Annotated in this window: 18 protein-coding genes; 15 read left to right on the top strand and 3 right to left on the bottom strand. The window is 41.4% G+C overall.

The features are described 5' to 3' along the window. The first annotated feature begins 30 nt into the window (after positions 1 to 30). Genes JOC78_RS02575 through JOC78_RS02560 form a run of 4 tightly spaced genes read left to right on the top strand, consistent with a single transcriptional unit; the run spans position 31 to position 3564 of the window. Positions 31 to 990: a YncE family protein gene (locus JOC78_RS02575; RefSeq protein ID WP_204552710.1), complete on the top strand. Its 960-nt coding sequence runs from the start codon at positions 31 to 33 to the stop codon at positions 988 to 990. Positions 991 to 992: 2 nt separating this feature from the next. Beyond that, a complete protein-coding gene (locus tag JOC78_RS02570) occupies positions 993 to 1673 on the top strand; it encodes a response regulator transcription factor (RefSeq protein WP_204552708.1) in 681 nt (226 codons plus the stop codon). Further along, a complete protein-coding gene (locus JOC78_RS02565; protein WP_204552706.1) occupies positions 1670 to 3067 on the top strand; it encodes a sensor histidine kinase in 1398 nt (465 codons plus the stop codon). The genes JOC78_RS02570 and JOC78_RS02565 overlap by 4 nt, the downstream gene beginning before the upstream one ends. 26 nt (positions 3068 to 3093) lie before the next feature. Continuing rightward, positions 3094 to 3564 carry a FixH family protein gene (locus JOC78_RS02560; RefSeq protein WP_239586933.1) on the top strand — a complete coding sequence of 157 codons (471 nt, stop codon included), beginning with the start codon at positions 3094 to 3096 and terminating at the stop codon, positions 3562 to 3564. Between the two features lie 75 nt (positions 3565 to 3639). On the opposite strand, the gene yhfH is transcribed toward JOC78_RS02560, so the two are convergent. Further along, the gene (yhfH, locus tag JOC78_RS02555; RefSeq protein ID WP_204552704.1) at positions 3640 to 3774 is read right to left on the bottom strand and encodes a protein YhfH; all 135 of its coding nucleotides are present in this window, start codon (positions 3772 to 3774) and stop codon (positions 3640 to 3642) included. Positions 3775 to 4000: 226 nt separating this feature from the next. Here yhfH and JOC78_RS02550 point away from each other — a divergent pair, with 226 nt between their 5' ends. The 6 genes from JOC78_RS02550 to JOC78_RS02525 all read left to right on the top strand — a co-directional run bounded on the left by JOC78_RS02550 (position 4001) and on the right by JOC78_RS02525 (position 9924). After that, positions 4001 to 4732, top strand: coding sequence for an MBL fold metallo-hydrolase (locus JOC78_RS02550; RefSeq protein ID WP_204552702.1), 732 nt, complete (start codon positions 4001 to 4003; stop codon positions 4730 to 4732). Between the two features lie 14 nt (positions 4733 to 4746). After that, on the top strand, positions 4747 to 5736 hold the full coding sequence (locus JOC78_RS02545; RefSeq protein ID WP_204552700.1) for a lipoate--protein ligase: 990 nt from the start codon (positions 4747 to 4749) through the stop codon (positions 5734 to 5736). Between the two features lie 151 nt (positions 5737 to 5887). After that, complete coding sequence (locus JOC78_RS02540) at positions 5888 to 7444, top strand: fatty acid--CoA ligase family protein (RefSeq protein ID WP_204552698.1); 1557 nt, start codon at positions 5888 to 5890, stop codon at positions 7442 to 7444. Positions 7445 to 7560: 116 nt separating this feature from the next. After that, entirely contained in the window at positions 7561 to 8283 is a 723-nt protein-coding gene (locus tag JOC78_RS02535) for an AzlC family ABC transporter permease (protein ID WP_204552696.1), read from the top strand. Beyond that, entirely contained in the window at positions 8280 to 8582 is a 303-nt protein-coding gene (locus JOC78_RS02530) for an AzlD domain-containing protein (protein ID WP_204552694.1), read from the top strand. Before JOC78_RS02535 ends, JOC78_RS02530 begins: the two co-directional genes overlap by 4 nt. A gap of 70 nt (positions 8583 to 8652) precedes the next feature. After that, the gene (locus JOC78_RS02525; protein ID WP_204552692.1) at positions 8653 to 9924 is read left to right on the top strand and encodes a M48 family metallopeptidase; all 1272 of its coding nucleotides are present in this window, start codon (positions 8653 to 8655) and stop codon (positions 9922 to 9924) included. A 120-nt stretch (positions 9925 to 10044) separates the two neighbouring features. Here JOC78_RS02525 and JOC78_RS02520 read toward each other — a convergent pair whose 3' ends face one another. Next, complete coding sequence (locus tag JOC78_RS02520; RefSeq protein WP_204552690.1) at positions 10045 to 10275, bottom strand: IDEAL domain-containing protein; 231 nt, start codon at positions 10273 to 10275, stop codon at positions 10045 to 10047. 166 nt (positions 10276 to 10441) lie between these two features. Between JOC78_RS02520 and JOC78_RS02515 the strand changes: the two genes are divergently transcribed. After that, positions 10442 to 10981 (top strand): competence protein ComK, encoded by a 540-nt coding sequence (locus JOC78_RS02515; RefSeq protein ID WP_204552688.1) that lies wholly within the window; start codon positions 10442 to 10444, stop codon positions 10979 to 10981. Between the two features lie 19 nt (positions 10982 to 11000). On the opposite strand, the gene JOC78_RS02510 is transcribed toward JOC78_RS02515, so the two are convergent. After that, complete coding sequence (locus JOC78_RS02510; RefSeq protein WP_204552686.1) at positions 11001 to 11363, bottom strand: YhjD family protein; 363 nt, start codon at positions 11361 to 11363, stop codon at positions 11001 to 11003. Positions 11364 to 11584: 221 nt separating this feature from the next. On the opposite strand from JOC78_RS02510, the gene JOC78_RS02505 reads away from it, so the two are divergent. The 4 genes from JOC78_RS02505 to addA all read left to right on the top strand — a co-directional run bounded on the left by JOC78_RS02505 (position 11585) and on the right by addA (position 21016). Then, a complete protein-coding gene (locus JOC78_RS02505; RefSeq protein ID WP_204552684.1) occupies positions 11585 to 12196 on the top strand; it encodes a TVP38/TMEM64 family protein in 612 nt (203 codons plus the stop codon). A 138-nt stretch (positions 12197 to 12334) separates the two neighbouring features. Beyond that, positions 12335 to 13510, top strand: coding sequence for an acetyl-CoA C-acetyltransferase (locus JOC78_RS02500; RefSeq protein WP_204552682.1), 1176 nt, complete (start codon positions 12335 to 12337; stop codon positions 13508 to 13510). A gap of 272 nt (positions 13511 to 13782) precedes the next feature. Next, complete coding sequence (gene addB, locus JOC78_RS02495; protein ID WP_204552680.1) at positions 13783 to 17289, top strand: helicase-exonuclease AddAB subunit AddB; 3507 nt, start codon at positions 13783 to 13785, stop codon at positions 17287 to 17289. Further along, positions 17264 to 21016, top strand: coding sequence for a helicase-exonuclease AddAB subunit AddA (gene addA, locus JOC78_RS02490; RefSeq protein WP_204552678.1), 3753 nt, complete (start codon positions 17264 to 17266; stop codon positions 21014 to 21016). The genes addB and addA overlap by 26 nt, the downstream gene beginning before the upstream one ends. Positions 21017 to 21204 lie beyond the last annotated feature (188 nt).

Below are 21204 nucleotides of genomic sequence, written 5' to 3'. Positions count from 1 at the left end.
TGATAAAAGACAGAATAAAGGATGAATGCTGTGAAGAATTACTTTTTAGCAGGCTTAGTCTTCCTCCTCACTTTCCTAACCGGCTGCAATCAGACGGAGTTCACCAAGATAAAAGAGGATAGCTTTTTATTCACGCTGAATTTGCGTGATTCTTCTTTAACGTTTATTAATGAAGACAGAGAAGTATTTGCTGACTGGGCATTTGACGAGCTATATACAGGCGGTGTGCTGTTTCCGGATCATGACAAGCTCCTGCTGTACGGCACGCAGCTTGATCATGCCGATCTTTATTCATTAAAAAAAGGCAAGAAAATCGCTGAGTGGTCTGTTGCTGAAGGGACGACTGGCGGAATATATGTGAATCAAACGAAAGAAATAGCGCTAGCAAACAAACAAGATCGGTCTGTCCATTTCTTTAATGACACGGGAGAAGAAACAGGTGTGGTTAAAACTGGCAAGTATCCAATGACTCTCGCAGAAGAAAAAGGAATGCTATACGTAATTAATTATCAAGATACCATTCTTTCTAAAGTCGATCCAAAGACGAAGAAAGTAAGTAAAGAATATACCATCCCCTCTTCATCGACCGGTCTGTTCGTGGATTCTTCCAAAGATGAATTATGGGTAGGAGGACATGGGCGGGGGAAAGAGCCGCAGAAGAATGTGCTGATTTATTCTTTGAAAACAGGAAAAGAAAAATCGGTGCTAGAGGCGCCTGTGATGCCTGTGGATTTCTTGAGGGATGATCGGAATTACTATGTGGTCAGCCATGGCACAAGCAAAATTTATATGTACAATCATTTAAAAGAAAAAACGAAAGAAACAGAAACAGGATCCAATCCGTTTGCGATAGAAGAGTTTCATTTTTCCCTTGCTGTTGCCAGTTACGATAGCGATGAACTATTTTTTCTTGATCCAAACTCATTGGCTTTAGAAAAGAAAGTCAAAACTGGAAAAGGACCATTTATCATTTTTAAAAAGGAGCAGTAGGTATGCCGCACATATTAATCGTTGATGATGAGGAAGATATGCGCCACCTGATTTCTATGTACTTAGAGAATGCAGGTTTCACTGTTACCCAAGCTGGTGATGAGAGGCAGGCGAAAGAGAGGCTTAAGGAGGAGAACATTGACTTAGTGCTCCTTGATGTTATGCTTCCAGGCAAAAGCGGATTTGAGATCTGTGCTGATATTAGAGCTTCTAATGGGGTGCCTATTATTTTCCTCACAGCAAAGGGTGAAGAATGGGATAAGGTAAAAGGTCTTCAGCTTGGCGGGGATGATTACATCGTGAAGCCATTTTCCCCGGGAGAATTAACTGCTCGAATACAAGCTGTGCTGAGGAGATTTCCTTTTATGAAAAAAGAAGAAAACTCGATCAAGAAAGCAGGGGTACACCTCGACCTGCATTCTCATAGCGTGAAGGTGAATGGCCGCTCGATCACCCTTACATTAAAGGAATTCGACTTATTGCTTATTCTGCTGAAAAATGCCGGACGAGTCTTCTCCCGAGAGCAGCTATTGGTGTCTATATGGGGAGAAGAATACAGCGGTGGGACGAGAACGGTTGATACACATGTGAAGACGCTAAGAATGAAACTCGGTAAAGAAGCAGGTGCGCAGATTGTGACTGTATGGGGGATCGGATATAAGTTTGAGGAATCCTCTCCATGATGCTCGCAAAGAAACTGTGGCTGACCTTATTTATGACTTTGCTGCTCTCGATTGGTTTCGCCTACGGACTGTCGTATACCCTGTATGAAAAACTGTATGTAGAAAGCATTGAGAAGGAATTGCTGCAGACAGGGAAAAGCCTTGCATTAGATTATGATGGCGGGGAAATCACAGACGAATTCGCGAGCCGGATTGACTGGTACAATGAAAAAGCAAAGTTTGAAGCTTTTGCTGTGCGAAATCCTCGTGAACTGGCGGCGTGCGTTCCTTTTGAAGTCGACTATGATACGTTAATCGGTCCAAAAGAAAGAGAGCAGCTTTTAAAAAATGAACCGGTCAAAAATGTGGGGTATGTTTCACGGTTTGACCGCAATATTATCACAGTCATTGTCCCGCTGCTTGAAGAACAGCGGCTTCAAGGCATTATCTATTTATATATTCCTCTAGAAAATATTGAAGAACTGACAGTCGGTTTAACGAAATATTGGGCTGCAGGAGCAGTCTTGTTTCTAGTCATTCTTTTGCTAGTTGGAACGAAGTGGACGAAACATATGACAAGGCCTTTAGAACAAATGAAGAGCGCTGCTGTGAAAGTATCGGAAGGAGATTTCACAGCAAGAGTGACAGCTGAAACGAACGATGAAATCGGCCAGCTGGCCAAAACCTTTAATAAAATGGCAGAGTCCATTTATCAGGAAGACGAGAAGAAAAGAGAGTTTCTAGCGACGGTTTCTCACGAGCTCAGAACACCATTAAGCTATATCAAAGGATACAGTGAAGCGATCGATCAAGGAATGGCAGCGAGTGAAGACGTGCAGAAGCAATACATTCATATTATTACAAAAGAATCTAAGCGAATGGAAAGACTTGTTAATGATCTGCTAGATTTGATTAAATTAGAGGGAGGGAATTTTTTAATTGAAAAATACCCGATTCCCTTTGCCGAAACCATCTATCAGACGGTGCAAAAGCTTGAGCCGGCAGCGAAGAATAAGAAAATTGGCATATCCTGTGACCTCGATCATGACATCATCATCGAGGGGGATGAAGGCCGTTTAGAGCAAGTAGTGGTAAATATACTTGATAATGCGATTCGTTATACAAATGAAGGCGGCAAGATACAGGTATCTCTCTTTAAAGATAACAGTCAAGCTATATTATCCATTGCTGATACAGGAATAGGCATCCCGGGTGAAGATTTGAAAAAGGTCACGGAGCGGTTCTACAGGGTAAACAAAGCCCGTACTCGAGCAGATGGCGGAACGGGGCTCGGGCTATCGATTGTTGACCATATTATTAAATTTCATGATGGAAGACTAGAAATTAATAGTGAATACATGAAGGGAACAGAGGTTAAAGTATTCTTTCCTTTGGTGACGGAGGAAGAAGTCTAATAAAAAGGGTAAGGGAGAGGACAGCGATGCATAAAAAATTTTTAATGATCCTTTTTGCCGCAGGATTGGCTATATTAATGAGCGGCTGCACGGACAAAAAAGAAGAAAGTAAGAACCAAGGCCCCCCACAGCCTATAGAAGCGAATCTAACTGTTCCTGAAACTGCCGCAATTAATGAGAAAGTAACGTTTAAAACGGCAGTTTCGCAAGGGGAAGAAGCGGTAGAAGATGCTGATGAAGTGATGTATGAAGTGTGGGAAGAAGGAGCCAAAGAAACCAGCGAAATGCTAGAAGCAAAGATGGAAAAGGGCGGCATTTACACAGCTGAGAAAACCTTTGAGAAAGATGCTGTCTATCATGTACAAGTGCATGTAACTGCAAGGGGACTCCATACCATGCCTAAGAAACAAATCGTGGCGGGAAATCCCGAATTGGGGGCTGTACCAGCCGCTAATCCAGATGATGACAAAGAGGGAGAAGCAGAAGGTCATCATTAATGCACAAAAAAGAACCAGCCAAGGCGTAGCTGGTTCTTTTTGTGTTTTATGATAATTGGAATTGGATCACGTATTTTATAAGTCTTGAATGTCTGTGCACTCGTCGCAAACACTATGGTAACACTCATGCTGTTCATCTATATGAGAGCCGCATTTTGTACATTGTTTAGCCGGAAGATTTTTAAAGAACTCAACAATATTATTAATCATTCTTATTACCTCCAATTTTTGTTATATAACTGATCTTCTGTATAAATGTATTGTATTATAACAGAATGAAATCGTCAACCGTGTTTTTTAAAATTTTTAAAAAATTTGATAATTAAATATTTTTGGGGATATGCTGTGAAAAATAAGCTGCCTGAATGTTGTCGGAGAAGAAATTGGGGAATACAATAATAGGTGGAATAAATGGACAGAAAGGGGAATGAAACGATTGAATATTACAGTAATCGGCCATTGGGGCGGATATCCAAAAGCAAATGAAGCTAGTTCAGGTTATTTATTTGAGGAAGACGGTTATCGCATGCTCGTTGATTGTGGGAGCGGCGTATTATCTAAACTTCAAAATCATGTTCTTCCCGAAGAATTAAATGCGGTGGTCATTTCTCATTATCACCCTGATCATGTGGCAGACATTGGTGTATTGCAGCATGCTTTGTTAATTGGAAAGTTTATGGACAAGCACATTTCTACCTTGCCTATATACGGCCACAAAGCTGACCCTCAGTTTGATAAGCTTACATATAAAGATATAACAAAAGGCGTGGCTTATGACCCGGGCGATGAATTGCAGGTCGGTCCTTTTACTATTAAATTTCTAAGGACGGATCATCCAGTGGAATGCTATGCGATGAGAATAGAGTCAAAAGGCCATTCAGTCGTCTATACGGCCGATTCGGCCTATCAGGAATCATTCATTCCCTTTGCTGCTGACTGCGATATTTTACTGTGTGAAAGCAACTTTTACAGCGGAATGAACGGAAAATCGGCAGGACATATGACAAGCACGGAAGCCGGGAAACTGGCTTGCCAAACAAACACGAATACACTGATTCTCACTCATCTTCCTCACTTTGGAGATTTAAATAGGTTAAAAGAAGAAGCTGAGAAAGAGTTTAATGGCACAGTGATATTAGCCAAACAAAACTTAGAGTTCGGGATTTAACGGAGGATACCAATATGCTTTTTATTGATAATGAGGGAATAACAGATCCAAGAATTAATTTAGCCATAGAAGAATATGCAGTCAAACATTTAGATATCAATGAGAGCTACCTGCTCTTTTATATTAATGAACCGTCGATTATCATTGGCAAGAATCAAAATACAATCGAAGAAATTAATGTAGACTATGTGGAGGAAAAGGGGATTCATATTGTTCGCCGATTGTCTGGCGGCGGCGCTGTTTATCATGACTTTGGCAATTTGAATTTCAGCTTTATCACAAAGGATGACGGAGAGAGCTTCCATAACTTTAAAAAGTTCACCGAGCCTGTCATTAAGGCGCTTCATAAACTTGGAGTGAATGCTGAGCTAAGCGGAAGAAATGATATTATCGCAGATGGCCGCAAAATATCCGGAAATGCTCAATTTTCCACGAAAGGACGAATGTTCAGCCACGGAACATTGCTGTTTGATTCAGAGATCGACCATGTTGTTGCCGCATTAAAGGTAAGAAAGGATAAAATCGAATCAAAAGGAATTAAGTCCATTAGAAGCCGGGTAGCCAATATTAAAGAGCTGATGGAAGAAGAGCGAACCATTGATGAGTTCCGACAATTATTATTAGCCTATATTTTCGAAGGAGAAACAGACATTCCAAGGTATGAGCTGAAGGAAGCTGATTGGAAAGAAATTCACAAGATTTCTAAAGAACGGTATCAAAACTGGGATTGGAATTATGGAAAGTCTCCTAAGTTCAATATTCAGCGTTCCCATCGTTTTCAGGCGGGGCAGATCGATGTGAGGCTCGATGTGAAAAAAGGCTATATCGAAAGCTGCAAAATTTATGGAGACTTCTTCGGAGCGGGAAATGTAGAAGAATTGGAAAATAAATTAATAGGCTGCAAATATGAAAAGGAAGAAATGAAGCAAGCGTTAACGGAAGTAAATATTTCTCATTATTTCGGAGCAGTAACGGCTGATGAATTAATCAATTTAATCTACTAAGATAAGGGATGTTCAGCGTGTCTGAACATCCCTTGCTTGTTGTTAGCGCCAGAGGGAACTATTGCCTATTGTGGATGAATCATATATAATATAAATTGAAAATTCAAAAATGAATGACTATTCATTCATTACATACAAAGGGGAGAAGGAAATGAATTTATCACAAGCCTTGTCGGAATCGGCCATGAGTTTTGGAGAGAAGGCAGCTTATCACTTTTTAGACCAGACGTCTACTTATGCTGAATTAGATCAAGCTGTCACTCAATTCGCTTCAAGTCTTCATTCATTAGGCATTAAAAAAGGCGATCATATTGCCTTGTTATTAGGTAATTCACCTCATTTTGTTATTTCTCTATATGGAGCCATGCGTGCAGGCGTAACTGTTATCCCGATTAATCCGATTTATTCTCCGGAAGAAATTAGTTATATCTTATCCAATGGGGATGTTAAAGCTGTAGTCATGCTTGACCTTTTACTTCCATTGGCAGAAAAAATCAGTCTTCAATTGCCTAACGTTCATCATTTTATTGTATGTGACTCAAATGACGAAAAAGCAAAAGCCTTCGATGTGACGGAATTTTCGATTCTCCCAAAAATGAAAACGTTTTCTAGACTCCTTTCATCTGACCATTCAAAGTTTGAGTGTCCTCTCTTAGATGATGAAGAAACGGCGGTTATTCTCTACACGTCCGGCACAACAGGAAAACCGAAAGGCGCTATGCTTACCCATAAGAATTTATATTCCAATGCCCGTGATATTGGAGAGTATTTAAAAATAACAAAAGAAGACCGTGTAGTGACGGTACTTCCTATGTTCCATGTGTTTTGCTTGTCGGTAGCTCTGAATGCACCGATGATCCAAGGAGCAACGATGCTGATTCTTCCGCGTTTCAGTCCCAAAGATGTTTTTGCCAGTGTGATGAATCATCAAGCGACAGTATTTGCGGGAGTTCCAACAATGTATAATTTTCTTCTCCAGTATCCAGAAGGCCAGTCAGAAGATCTTGCTTCACTGCGCTTATGTATTTCAGGCGGAGCATCCATGCCAGTAGCTCTTCTGGAAAAGTTTGAAGAGAAGTTTAAAACAGTGATTTCAGAAGGCTATGGATTATCAGAAGCAAGTCCTGTTACATGTTTTAATCCGCTCGATAAAGGCAGAAAGGCAGGGTCCATAGGCTGTTCGATCGTGAATGTCGAAAACAAGGTAGTCAATGAATTAGGCGAAGAGGTCCCTCTTGGACAAGTTGGCGAATTAATTGTAAAAGGTCCAAATGTGATGAAAGGCTATTACAAAATGCCAGAAGAAACAGCCGCGGCAATTAAGGAAGGGTGGTTATATACGGGAGACCTGGCCAAAAAAGATGAGGACGGATATTTCTATATTGTCGACCGAAAGAAAGATTTAGTGATTGTTGGGGGATACAACGTATATCCGAGAGAAGTAGAAGAAGTTCTATATAATCATCCAGACATTATTGAAGCAGCTGTTTTAGGTGTGCCAGATCCTAACTACGGAGAAGCGGTCCTTGCTTTCGTTGTTTCCAAAAACCCTGCACTTACAGAACAAGAAATATTTGACTACTGCAGGAATTCACTTGCAGATTATAAGCTGCCTAAGAGCATTGAGTTTTTAGAGGAGCTTCCTAAAAACACAACTGGAAAAATTTTAAGAAGAGCGCTTAAGACACAAATTTTACAAAATAAGTAAATTGATTAGAACGGCCGCTGACAACAAAGCGGCTTTTTGTATGTGAATAAAAGTTATTGTTCGAAAATTTTGGCAAGTGTATAATAATGAATTAAATGGCAGAGGGAGGGGACAGAATGGAATTAACAGCGAGTCATACGCGGACAAATGAGTTTCGAAGAGGTATTCATGCGGGAATCAGTATAGCCATTGGCTACTTTCCTGCAGCGCTTACATATGGGCTGCTGGCTAAATCAGCCGGACTCGGATTTGAAGAAGCCATATTAATGAGTATATTTGTGTTTGCAGGAGCCGCACAATATATTGCTTTAAACTTAATCACGCTTGGAACGGGCGTATTTGAAATTGTGCTGACAACCTTTATTGTGAATATCCGGCACTTTCTAATGTCCGCTTCCTTAAACGAAAAATCGGAAGACGAACCAGCTTGGAAAAAGGCGATTTATTCTTTTGGTATAACAGATGAAACATTTTCAGTTGCCAGCATGAAAAGCGGCAGCGTATCTAGCGGCTATATGTTTGGTTTAATCGCCGTTTCCTATGGAAGCTGGACAATCAATTCAGGTGTCGGATTTTTGCTTGGCGCCAGCTTGCCACAAGTGATCCAGGACAGTATGGGGATTGCTCTGTACGCTATGTTTATCGGTCTGCTCGTGCCTTCATTAAAAACAGGAGCTAAAGTTGTTTATTTGGCTGTGGTAGCGGCTTCATTAAATAGCGTGTTTTATTTCTCTGAGATGTTCTCTAGCGGCTGGTCAATCGTCATCGCTACGCTGATGTCGGCGATCTTAGTGGAATGGGTGGAGTATATAAAAAAAGGCAAGGTGAATGAGGGATGAATACAACGATTATCACTATGATTATCGGAATGGCTGTAGTGACATATGTGCCGAGAATGCTTCCGTTTGTCCTTTTTAGAGGGCGTCAGCTGCCTGACTTTTTGCAGGGGATTTTAAGGAATGTTCCATACGCTACACTTGGCGCACTCATTTTTCCTGGCGTATTGGTCATTCAAGAAGATATTTGGTTTGGACTAATCGGGGCAGCCGCTGCCTTTTTAATCGCATTTACTGGGGTTAATATTATATTTTGCGTCATTGGTTCTATTGCGGTTCTTTCTCTCTATTCCCTCATTTAAAAATTCTGTTCTATTTTAATAGCTTGGACACTACATATAATAGGGGATAGAGCAGAATGGAGGGTACTGCATGGCAAAAAAATGGACGTTTATTGCTATTGTTTCCTATTTGTTATTTGGAGCTTTTATTTACTATTACTTATTTATATTTTCTTCTGGCAGTTTGCCTGATCTGTACAAAGGGACAAGTGCTGATCCTGAAACGTTTCTTAATGCGAATGAACAGGTGCTAAGCGGAGAATATTCGAGAATACGCAATCTGTTATTCTTTCTCGGCGCACCCTTTGAATGGCTTGTCTATTTTCTAATCTTAATTTTAGGTATTTCAAGAGCGTTTGAAAAATGGTCCGCTCAAGCGGTGAAGTACTCATTTTTTCAGTCGGCCGTTTATTTATTTTACTTATCTCTGCTTACTTTTGTTTTAGCGTTTCCTATGCAGTACATCAGTTACCATTTTTCTAGAAAGTATCAAATTTCCTCCCAAACTTTTTCTCATTGGATGAAGGATGAAATCATTGATTTCTGGATTAGCTATGCCATAATGGCCTTCCTGATTTATGGTCTTTATTGGCTCATGAAGAAATTTCAAAAGAGATGGTGGCTTGCTGCCTGGGCTGTTTTCGTTCCGTTTACTATTTTTATGATGTACATTCAGCCGGTATTTATTGATCCGCTATACAATGACTTTTACCCGTTGAAAAATAAAGAGCTTGAAACGAAAATTCTTGATCTGGCAAATGAAGCGAATATTCCTGCGAACCATGTGTATGAAGTGAATATGTCAGAGTCAACGAATGCTTTAAATGCTTATGTCACAGGGATAGGAGATCATGCGAGAATTGTCTTGTGGGATACGACATTAAACAAACTTAATGACGAGGAAATTCTGTTTGTAATGGCACATGAAATGGCTCATTATGTGGAGAAGCATATCTATTTCGGAATAGGGAGCTATTTAATATCGGCATTTATTGGATTTTGGCTTGTGGCTAAGCTCATGAATAAATTCATTGGAAAGTACGGAGAAACGTTAAAAATGAACAAGGTGTCACAGTTAAGAACCTTACCGTTATTTCTGATGCTGATTTCGATGCTGGCATTTGCATCAAGTCCATTGTCTAATATGATCTCCAGATATGAGGAAATGAGAGCGGATGCCTATGCAATTGAAATGACTGCAGATAAAAAAGCAGCCGTTCAAGCATTTCAAAAGCTTGCCAAAGAAGGGTTGTCAGAAGTACATCCGCCGATTTTAGTTAAGGTGTTCCGTTATGGGCATCCAGCAATGGCCGAGAGGATCCATCGCATGGAAACATACCCAATAACCAAAAAACAAGAATAAGTTTGGAAAGGTAAATACGCTCAAAAAGGTTCCCGTATCTAATGGATACGGGAATAAATCTGTTGTAATAAGAGGGGATATTTAGTAGTAGAGGGCTTTAATTGTTGAAGAAGTTAGAGATTATGAATTGTATTTTTTCTCTAATTCATTAAGATCGGATGATAATTTTAAAAATGCTGTGCGGTCGCCTTTATCCAGAGAATGATCAATTGCGGCCATTAATTTCTTCTTTTCTTGTTTGAAAATCACTTCATTTAGCAAGTTGTCAATAAACTCATCAGTAGCAGTTTTTACTTTTTCACGTGGCATCGGGGACTTCATCATCTCAGCAAAATAATTGTTGTTTTCCATTTTCATCACCTCGGATACCTTTTTTTTATTATATGTGAAAAAGGCTAAACAATCAACAGAAAGTTTTAAATTTTTAGAAAATTATTTTTAGTGAGAAAAAAATCACAGACAAATAACAAAATCAAATGGTATTATATTCCTGATGAAAAGGTGAAGGAGTGAAAATGTGAAGAAAAGTTCCTCGATTTATGTCATAACACCTCAAACGATGCTGGTTGAACCGAGACCTTACGGAACCAAAATTTATAGCTGGGTGATTGAAGAAGATACGAGTTTTCTTTTGCCGGTGAAACCAACTATACTCATCAAGCAAAGCTGTCTTGCATACGGCTCTACCTATGAAGGCCGAAGAGATGCGACGAAACTTGTCAGTTCATTAGCCACGAAAACTCCGATTTTAATTGAAGGTATGTATCTATTTCCTACGTTATCCCCTGCAAACAGAGAATGTATATGGGTTTCACTGAACCATATTGATCACTCAGTCTCGAATGGAATGAAACATACAGATCTTTTATTTAAAAATGGGGTGAGGAGAACTTTAGCTTTATCCAATAGATCGTTCCAGTCCCAAATTAAAAAGACGATGATGTTTCAGCTGAAAATAACAGAAGGATTTAAAACAGGAGATATAGGCACTTCCATCTCAGACCCCCCTATGAAAGCTTCAGAATCCAGCTCTCCTTACGATTTGCAGCATACATGATGCTTCCGCAAACTCATTGTCAGGAATGCAGCCGCTCAAATAAATAATGCTTCAATAACTTTTCCACTTCATTTCGCAGTCTAGGATTAAAATAATTATGGTGCTCTTCATATCCTTTATAGAGAAAAAGGTACATAGTAAAGGCATCATCAGATTTTATTTTCTGCACTTTAATTTTATTGTTCTTTAAGTATCTATTCACTGCAGAGAGTTCTCGCTGAACAATTCGCATAGATTCAGAAATCAGTTGCATATAGGGTTCTTTAATTTTAAAAGGTCCTTTTTCGATGAGCTGAAAGTCAAGATTTAATATAGTAAGCACCATCGGCAAATAGATGGCCTTTTCAATAATATCACGTTCTGGCTCAGGGATTCTTGTCATCGGAAGAAACAGCCTCCTTGCTTTGATCAAACAGCTCAAACCTATAAAAAGTCCATAACAGGAACATTTGTTCTTATTATATTCATTTATAAAAAAATTGCAAGCTTCTCTTTATTAGTTTTAGCCGAAGCCTTGTTTTTAATTAATAAAATAAGGGAAATATTTATGATAAAATGGACAAAGTTAGTTGGCGAATGAGTGACTATTTAAGGGGATATAGAATGAAGCTGAATCAAATAAAGGAATGGTTTTCTGAAGAAAGTATCATGAAACTGATTGACCAGTATCAAGACTTTGGGCTTTTGCCAGGATTTCTTCTCCCTCTGCTGGAGGCATTTCTGCCATTTTTGCCGCTTTTTGTATTTGTTATGGCAAATGTGAATGCTTTTGGTCTATGGGTCGGTTTTATCCTATCATGGTCAGGAACCGTAGTGGGTGCGTTTATTGTGTTTCTTGTTTTTAGAAATTACGGGCAGCGCCGATTGCTAAGGTTTTTGCAAAAATATAAACAAGTACAAAAGCTCATGGATTGGGTAGAGCGTCATGGGTTTGGACCTGTCTTCTTGCTCTTATGTTTTCCTTTTACTCCATCGGCAGTGGTCAATATTGTAGCGGGATTATCGCAGATCAGCATGACACAATATTTGCTGGCTGTCATGACGGGGAAAGCGGTGATGGTTTTCATGATTAGCTTCGTTGGGTATGATGTGACGTCGCTTTTTGAAGATCCGGGCCGGACAGCTATTGTAGCAGGAGTTATATTTGTTCTGTGGTATGCTGGAAAGAAAATGGAATCACGGCTGAATAAAAGCAGTGCAAGGGAAAGAGGTTAATGAGAGCTGGATATTGTATCCGCTCTTTTTTCATTTGTTTAATTAATAGAATCTTTAGATTAGAATGAAAATACTTGAAAAATTGAATAAATTAGTAGAATATAGAAAATAGAATACATAGCTGAAGGGAGATTTTTTATGAGAAATGTAGTTATTACGGCAGCTTTACGAACACCTATTGGAACATTTGGAGGCGCTTTCAAGGATCTCGATCCATTAGATTTAGTCGTACCAGTTATGAAAGAAGCAGCGAAACAAAACAATTTAGCGGATGGGGATATAAACGAAGTGATCCTAGGTCACTGCATCCAGCGCACGGATATGGCGAATACAGCTAGAACAGCGGCATTAACAGCAGGCTTTGCTGACACGGTGACAGGTTTTACTGTGCAGAGACAATGTGCAAGCGGTATGCAGGCAGTTATTTCAGCTGCTATGCAAATTCAAACAGGAATCTCGGACATTGTGATGGCGGGCGGGGTAGAAGCTATGAGTTCAAGCCCTTATGTCATGAAACAGCATCGCTGGGGTCAGCGTATGCAGCATGGCGAAATCCGTGATCAAGTATGGGAAGTGCTTGAGGATCCGATCCATCACATTATGATGGGGAAAACGGCTGAAAACCTAGCAGAAACGCATGAAATTACTAGAGAAGAACAGGATGAATTGGCTGTATTGAGCCATGAGCGCGCTTTGAATGCGATCGAAAACGGGTATTTTGATTCGCAAATTGTGCCTATTACAGTTAAATCCCGCAAAGAAGAGAAAGTGATTGAAAAGGACGAAAACCCTAGACAAGGCTTAACGAAAGAAAAGCTGGCAGGATTAAAACCAGCATTTGCAAAAGACGGCACAGTAACGGCAGGAAATGCTTCAAGTTTGAATGACGGTGCAGCGATTCTTATTTTAATGTCTGAAGAAGAAGCAGAGAAACGCGGTTTGACACCGCTTGCGACAATTAAAGGGTACTCTGTTGCTGGCGTCGATCCGAAAGTAATGGGGCGCGGACCAGTGCCGGCGATTCAAAGAGGTTTAGAGCAAGTAGGCTGGTCAGTAGAAGATGCGGAATTAATTGAAGTGAACGAAGCATTTGCTGCACAGTACTTAGCTGTTGAAAAAGAGCTGGGACTAGATCGCGAAAAAGTAAATGTAAATGGCAGCGGAATCAGCCTGGGACATCCGATTGGCTGTACGGGAGCGAGAATTCTAGTGTCACTTGTTCATGAGCTGAAGAGACAGGAAAAGAAAAAGGGGATTGCCTCTCTATGCATCGGCGGCGGAATGGGAGCCACTGTTTTTGTAGAGGCAAATTAAAAGAGTGACAGGTTGATAATAAGACTGACTCAATAAAGAATCGAATTCTTTTATATGACGATGGGATAGTGGTCTGTAAGGCATCATATCCCCATATAAAAAGTTGATTTCTCTATGGGTCAGTCTTTTTTTATATGTTTTATTTAAGGGCAAGAAGATGACAGAACGTATGATCTTTAATATAGTAATTACATAGATGATATAGAGCAAACGGCGAGACGAAATGAGAGAATAAGCCGTTAACATACATTGTTAATAAAAGGAGGGGCAACATGTCTTTTCAGTTTATGATTGGCCGTTCCGGAACGGGTAAAACGAAGCGGATTCTTGAAGAGATTAAACAAAAGGCTGAAGATCATCCAATGGGGGATCCGGTCATTTATTTAGTACCGGAACAAATGACGTTTTTATCAGAGTATCATTTAGCATCAGACCATGACTTAGGCGGTGTGATAAGGGCGCAGGTCTACAGCTTTACTAGGCTTGCTTGGCGGATTCTTCAGGAAACGGGTGGCATCAGCCGCCAGCATATCACTTCAGCAGGTTTAAATATGCTCATCCAGAAAATCATCGATGATAAAAAAGAGGATCTGAAGATTTTTGCAAAAGCAGCTGATAAAACGGGATTTATCAGTCATGTAGAAACGATGCTGACAGAACTAAAACGTTATTGCCTGACACCAGAAGAGCTGACTGAAAAACAACAGGAGCTAAAGGACAATCGTGCCCCGAAATCATTAACTGATAAACTAGAAGATCTGCAGTTGATCTACAGTGAATTTGAGCAGGGGTTAACAGGGAAATACGTGGATGCAGAAGATTATTTAAAGCTGCTTTCAGAAAGCATTCAAGCCTCCGATTATATAAAGAACGCAGAGATCTACATTGATGGATTCCATAGCTTTACACCGCAGGAATACTTGGTGATGCAGCAATTAATGAAGCACGCCAAGCGAGTAACGATTGCATTGACGGTGGATCAGCTATTTACTGAACGCACCGAAGATACACATCTCTTCCGAATGACGGGGGAAACTTCTTCAACTATTTATGAAATGGCTAAGCAATCAGGTGTGAAAATCGAGGAAACGATCGTGCTGACTAAGGCAGAACGTTATCAGAGCGATGGGCTTAAACACTTGGAACAGCATTTCGACCTTCGTCCTGCTCCGCCTTCTGAAGAAAAAGAATCTATCCATTTGATCCAGTCTGCCAGCCGCCGCGCTGAAATAGAAGGGGTAGCACGAGAAATTAGGAAACTGGCTAGAGAACAGGATGTCAGGTATAAACAAATAGCTGTTCTTATTCGCAATAGCGCAGATTACCAGCAGCTGATCCAAACCGTATTTAAAGATTATGATATTCCATTTTTTATTGATCAAAAGCAGCCGATGTTCAACCACCCCCTAATCGAATTGATTCGTTCTACCTTAGAAATTATCAATAGCCACTGGCGCTATGAATCTGTCTTCCGGGCAGTTAAAACGGATTTGCTTTTTCCAATGAAAGGGAACTGGAATAAGCTTAGGGAACAGATGGATCGATTAGAGAACTTCGTCTTGGCATATGGGATCAAGGGAGAACGCTGGACGAGCAAAGAACGATGGAGCTATCGCCGGTATAGAGGACTTGAACAAGCAGGCCTTGCGCAAACGGACGAGGAACGCAAGATAGAAGACGAATTGAATGAACTAAAGCTTATTATTACAAAACCGATCACCCGGCTGACAAAGAGGCTGAAAAAAGCAGCAACCAGCAGAGATTATTGTGAAGCGCTGTATCTTTATTTAGAAGAATTAGGTGTTCCCGAGAAGATGGAAAAGTTAAGTCTAGAAGCTGAAGAACGCAAAGATTTGGTTACAGCTAGAGAGCATAGTCAGGCATGGAATGCAGTGATTGAGTTATTCGATCAGTACGTAGAGGTGCTTGGAGACGAACAGCTGACCATTAAAAAATTCAGCACTATTATCGATGCAGGACTTGAAGCGATGCGGTTCGCGATCGTTCCTCCTGCAGCTGATCAGGTCATTATCGCGAATCTTGAACTATCAAGGCTTGCGGATGTGGACGCTGCATTTATTATCGGCATGAACGAAGGCGTGCTTCCTGCGAAAATGACAGAGGAAGGAATCCTCGGAGATGAGGATCGGGAAACATTGTCTTATAACGGAATAAAACTGGCAGCGAGCAGCAGAACGAGGCTGCTGGATGAAGAATTTATTGCTTACAAAGCGTTTACCACGCCTTCAAGCAGATTGTATGTTACTTATCCGCTTGCTAATGATGAAGGAAAATCCTTGCAGCCATCACCATATATCAAGAGAATGAAAGAGCTTTTTCCAAATCTTTCAGAGCGGCTGTTAGTCAATGAACCTTCAGAACTCAATGAAGAGGAACAGCTTCAATATATTTGTCATCCTGAGCCGACTCTTTCTTACTTGACATCTCAGCTTCAATTGAAAATGCATCACTATCCGATGTACGATTTTTGGTGGGATGTCTATAACTATTATGTAGAGCATCCTGTGAGGAAACTAAAGGCAGGCCGTGTCTTATCCAGTCTATTCTATACGAATGAAGCACAACAATTGGATGAGCCAATCAGTACGGATTTATATGGGCAAGAGATGCAGGCAAGTGTGTCGAGAATGGAGCTCTTCCATAGCTGTCCATTTTCTCACTTTGCTACTCACGGCCTTAAACTGAGAGATCGGGAAGTCTATCGTTTAGAAGCACCGGCCATTGGGGATCTGTTTCATGGAGCGCTGAAATGGATTGCTGAGGAAGTCACTAGACGAGGGCTAAACTGGGCGTCATTGTCTCAAGATCAGTGTATGTACTTAGCTAAAGAAGCAGTTGTACATCTGTCGCCAAAACTGCAAAATCAAATTTTGCTAAGTTCAAACAGGCACTTATACATTAAACAAAAGCTTGAAAATATCGTCAGCCGGGCATCGTATGTTTTAAGTGAGCAAGCAAGGAAAAGCGGATTTTCCCCTCTTGGCATTGAGCTTGGTTTTGGGATGGGGGCGGAACTCCCGCCGCTTGCTTTTCAATTAAAAAATGGGACTAAAATGACACTTGCAGGCAGAATTGACCGGGTAGATCAAGCGCTTGGACAGGATGAAACCTATTTGCGAGTGATTGATTATAAGTCGAGCGGACGAGATATCGACATGACTGAAGTGTATTATGGCTTTGCGCTGCAAATGCTCACTTATTTAGATATCATTTTAACGTATTCGACGAAACTCGTTGGCGTGAAAGCAAAGCCTGCCGGAGTGCTGTACTTCCATGTCCACAATCCGATCATCAGCAGCAAAAAAATTATGACCCTGGATGAAATAGAGAAAGAGATTCTAAAGAGTTTTAAAATGAAAGGACTTGTACTTGGGGAAGAAGAGGCCGTGCGTTTAATGGATACAAGTCTTACGACGGGTGATTCGCAAATTATTTCAGCTGGATTTAAAAAAGACGGCGGGTTAACTTCCCGGTCGAAGGTAGCGGCAGAGCAGGAATTTGATGAGCTAAGAGGCCATGTCCGAAAGCTATATCAAACATCCGGGGATGAAATTGTTTCGGGGAAAGTAGATATTGTTCCTTATAAATATAAAAAAAGAACGCCATGCCAGTTCTGTTCTTACCGTCCAGTTTGCCAGTTCGACCAAACTCTTGAAGAAAATAATTACCGAGTCATTGCACCGATTAAACAAGACGAGATCATCTGCAAAATAAGAGAGGAGGCGAGTATCCATGACCAAGCAACCGATTCCAATTAAACCGGAGGATGTCACGTGGACAGATGATCAATGGAAGGCAATTGCAGCCAAAGGACAAGACATTCTTGTTGCGGCAGCTGCGGGTTCAGGGAAGACAGCGGTTCTTGTAGAACGTATTATTCGCAAAGTTATTGATGAAACGGATCCGTTAAATGTGGATGAATTGCTTGTTGTTACATTCACGAATGCGGCAGCTGCCGAGATGAGAAGCCGGATTGGTGCTGCACTTGAAAAAGAAATTGCGGCTAATCCTGCGTCGCATCATTTGAGAAAACAGCTCAGCTTGCTGAATAAAGCGTCTATTTCTACCCTTCATTCCTTTTGCCTGGAGGTCATCAGAAAATATTATTATCTGATCGATCTCGATCCTGCCTTTAGAATTGCTGACAGTACGGAAGGTTTACTGTTAAGAGACGAAGTGCTGGATGATTTGTTTGAAGAGGAGTACGGCAAAGATCATAATGAAGAATTCTATCGCTTAGTGGATACTTTTTCGAACGATCGCAGTGATGATGAGCTTCAACAGGTTGTAGGGAAACTTTATGACTTTTCTCAGTCACACCCAAATCCGGATCAGTGGCTGCAACAGCTGGCTGACATGTATGATGTGGATGAAACGTCGACTGTAATTGATGAACTGCCTTTTATAGACGCATTAAAATTTGATATTCAGCTTCAGCTAGAGAGCGCGGCTGAACTGCTTGATGAAGCAATGAAAATGACAGAAATGCCAGGCGGACCCGTGCCTAGAATCGAAAATTTCAAATCTGATTTAGCCATTGTGACACGCATGCAAAATGCCGCTCATTCTTGGCAATCCTTATATGAGGAAATGCAGTTCTTCAAGTTTGGCACGCTGAAAACATGCAAAGGCGCAGACTATGATCCGGAGCTGACAGATCAATCTAAGAAGCTGCGAGATCAGGTGAAAAAAATCGTCAATACGTTGAAAGAAGACTATTTCACCCGAAAGCCTGAAAGTTATTTGCGTGATATGAGAGAAATGAAGGACGTCATTTCTTCGCTGACAGAGCTAGTTCGCACGTTTGCTGCACACTTTAAAGAAATGAAAAAAGAAAAAGGGCTGGTCGATTTCGGTGATTTAGAACACTATACCCTTGCCATTTTATCGGAAACAGGTACAGGCGGAGGCTTAGTGCCGTCAGAAGCCGCACTCGCTTATCAGCGGCAGTTCAAGGAAATCCTTCTTGATGAATATCAAGACGTGAATATGGTTCAGGAATCGATCGTCCGTCTCGTCACTACCGGAGAAGAAGAGAGCGGCAATTTGTTCATGGTCGGTGATGTTAAACAATCCATTTATCGTTTCCGTCTAGCTGAGCCGAATTTATTTTTAAGTAAATACAAACGTTTTTCCCCAAGTGGTGAGACGAGCGGTTTACGGATTGATTTAGCGAAAAACTTCCGGAGCCGCGGCGAAGTTCTCTCTGGCACGAATTTTCTTTTTAAACAGATTATGAGTGTGAAAGTTGGAGAAATTGATTATGATGAAGCGGCTGAACTGGTGAAAGGCGCAAGTTATCCAGAAGAGAAAACCTATCCCGTTGAAGTCGCCATCATCGATCAGCAGCTAAGTTCGTCTGCCGCAGTTTCTGATGAAGAGGATTCATCCGCAGCAGAAATCGAAGACTTAGAACAATCCCAGCTCGAAGCCAGATGGATGGCGAAGAAAATCAAGCAGATGGTGGAAAGCCGGCAGCCGGTGTATGATGCCAAGTCGAATACGGAACGTCCGATTCAATATCGGGACATTGTGATTTTGCTGCGCTCGATGCCTTGGGCGGCTGAAATTATGGAAGAATTTAAACGGGCGGGGATTCCAATTTATGCGAGTCTCTCTAATGGCTATTTTCAATCGATGGAAGTGGCCGTCATGGTTTCATTATTGAAAGTCATCGACAATCCATTTCAAGATATCCCGCTTGCTTCGGTGCTGCGTTCACCAATCGTCCGCTGTTCGGAAAATGATTTAGCCATCATTCGTTTGGCGTCGAAGAAAGGAACGTATTATGAAGCGGTCAAAGCCTTTCTCTCTAAGTCTCCTGAGGAGGATCAGGAAGAACTGCATGAGAAAGTCAGCCGTTTTGTGGAGAAATTAGCTGATTGGCGCGCACTCGGCAGGCAAGGAGCATTGGCAGATCTGGTGTGGCAGCTATATCGGGATACTCATTTCTATGACTTTGTCGGAGGAATGCCTGGCGGAAAACAACGACAAGCGAATCTGCGTGCCTTACATGACAGGGCCAGACAGTACGAGGAAACATCATTCAGAGGGCTATTTCGTTTCTTGAGGTTTGTCGAACGTATGCAGGAGCGGGGCGAAGATTTAGCGGCAGCGAGAGCCCTGAGTGAACAGGAAGATGTCATTCGCTTAATGACAATTCATTCGAGCAAAGGATTGGAATTTCCGTTTGTGTTTGTTGCGGGGTTAGGACGACAGTTTAACATGATGGATCTGCGTAATAGTCTCTTATTAGATAAGGATTATGGCCTGGCATCAAAATATATTAATATTGATAAGCGAATCAGCTACCCGTCCTTGCCGCAAATGGCCTTCAAGCGGAAAAAGAGGCTGGAATTGCTATCTGAAGAAATGCGTGTTCTTTACGTCGCTTTGACACGTGCGAAAGAGAAGTTATTTCTGCTTGGGACAGTAAAGAATGCTGAGAAATCGCTGGTCAAATGGGAGAAAGCCTGGAATTATTCGGAGTGGCTCTTGGGTGATGCCGACCGTGCCTCTGCCATGACGTTTTTAGACTGGATTGGACCTGCACTTGTTCGGCACAATGAATGCGATGTAGTAGCTGGAAGTAATCCGCTTACGCTTTCGGATATTATTGATCATCCTTCCTGCTGGAGCGTTTATGTAACAGCTGCTGATGAATTAGTTGATGAAGAAGCTGAAGCAGATGAGGCAGGTCACGACTGGCTGGAGCACTTAAAACAGAATGAGCCAATGCCGATCGAATCAGGTGTCAAAAAAGAGATTGAGGAGCGGTTAAGCTGGGTCTATCCGAATGGTCAGGCAACAGCTTTGCGTTCGAAACAATCTGTATCTGATTTGAAACGGATGAATGAAATTTATAATGAGGGATCGAGCGGCGATCTCACTCGCAGCTATCAGCGTCCGATCTTCAACCGTCCGAAATTTATGCAGGAAAAGACGTTGTCGCCGGCAGAAATCGGTACTGCTGTTCATACGGTAATGCAGCATGTGTCCCTTATGAAAAAACCTTCTTTAGATGAACTGACACAGTTTTTAGAGAGCCTCGTACAGCGTGAGCTTTTAACAGAAGAACAGGCGCAGGTGATTGATCAGGAAAAATTGACCGACTTTTTCGATACTGAAATTGGTCAATTTATGCTTCAGGCCGACCGCGTATATCGAGAAACCCCTTTTAATATGGGTGTAAGTGCAAGTGAAGTAAGTGCAGATTGGAAGGGGCCAGATGAAGTGGTTCTGGTTCAAGGTGTAATTGACTGTTTGATTGAAAAAGATGAGAAGCTCTATTTGCTTGATTACAAGACGGACACGATTGCGGGGCGTTTTGCCAACGGTTTTGAAGAAGCAGAGCCGATCCTCCGCGAACGCTATCGTTTGCAAATTGATCTCTATGCACGAGCGGTGGAACAGATATGGAAGAGAAAAGTCGATGGTAAGTATCTATTCTTTTTTGATGGCGCGCACTTAGTAAAAGTGGATTGATAAAAGGACAATTGACGGCCAGGAGCTGTCGATTGTCCTTTTTAGGTTAGATATGAGTTGCTGGTTTTGGAGAAACGGCCGACTACTGATAGAAGCGGGGAATTCGTCGGTAAAACTGCGACTCGCCGATAGAAAGCGGAAAGCCGCCGATAGAATCTCGGAAGCCGCCGATAGATCCCAAAATACCC

Source organism: Bacillus ectoiniformans (assembly GCF_016908875.1).
Classification (GTDB): domain Bacteria; phylum Bacillota; class Bacilli; order Bacillales; family Domibacillaceae; genus Bacillus_BX; species Bacillus_BX ectoiniformans.
Note: the sequence above shows the minus strand (reverse complement) of the source record. Positions and strands in the feature narration are given on the sequence as shown.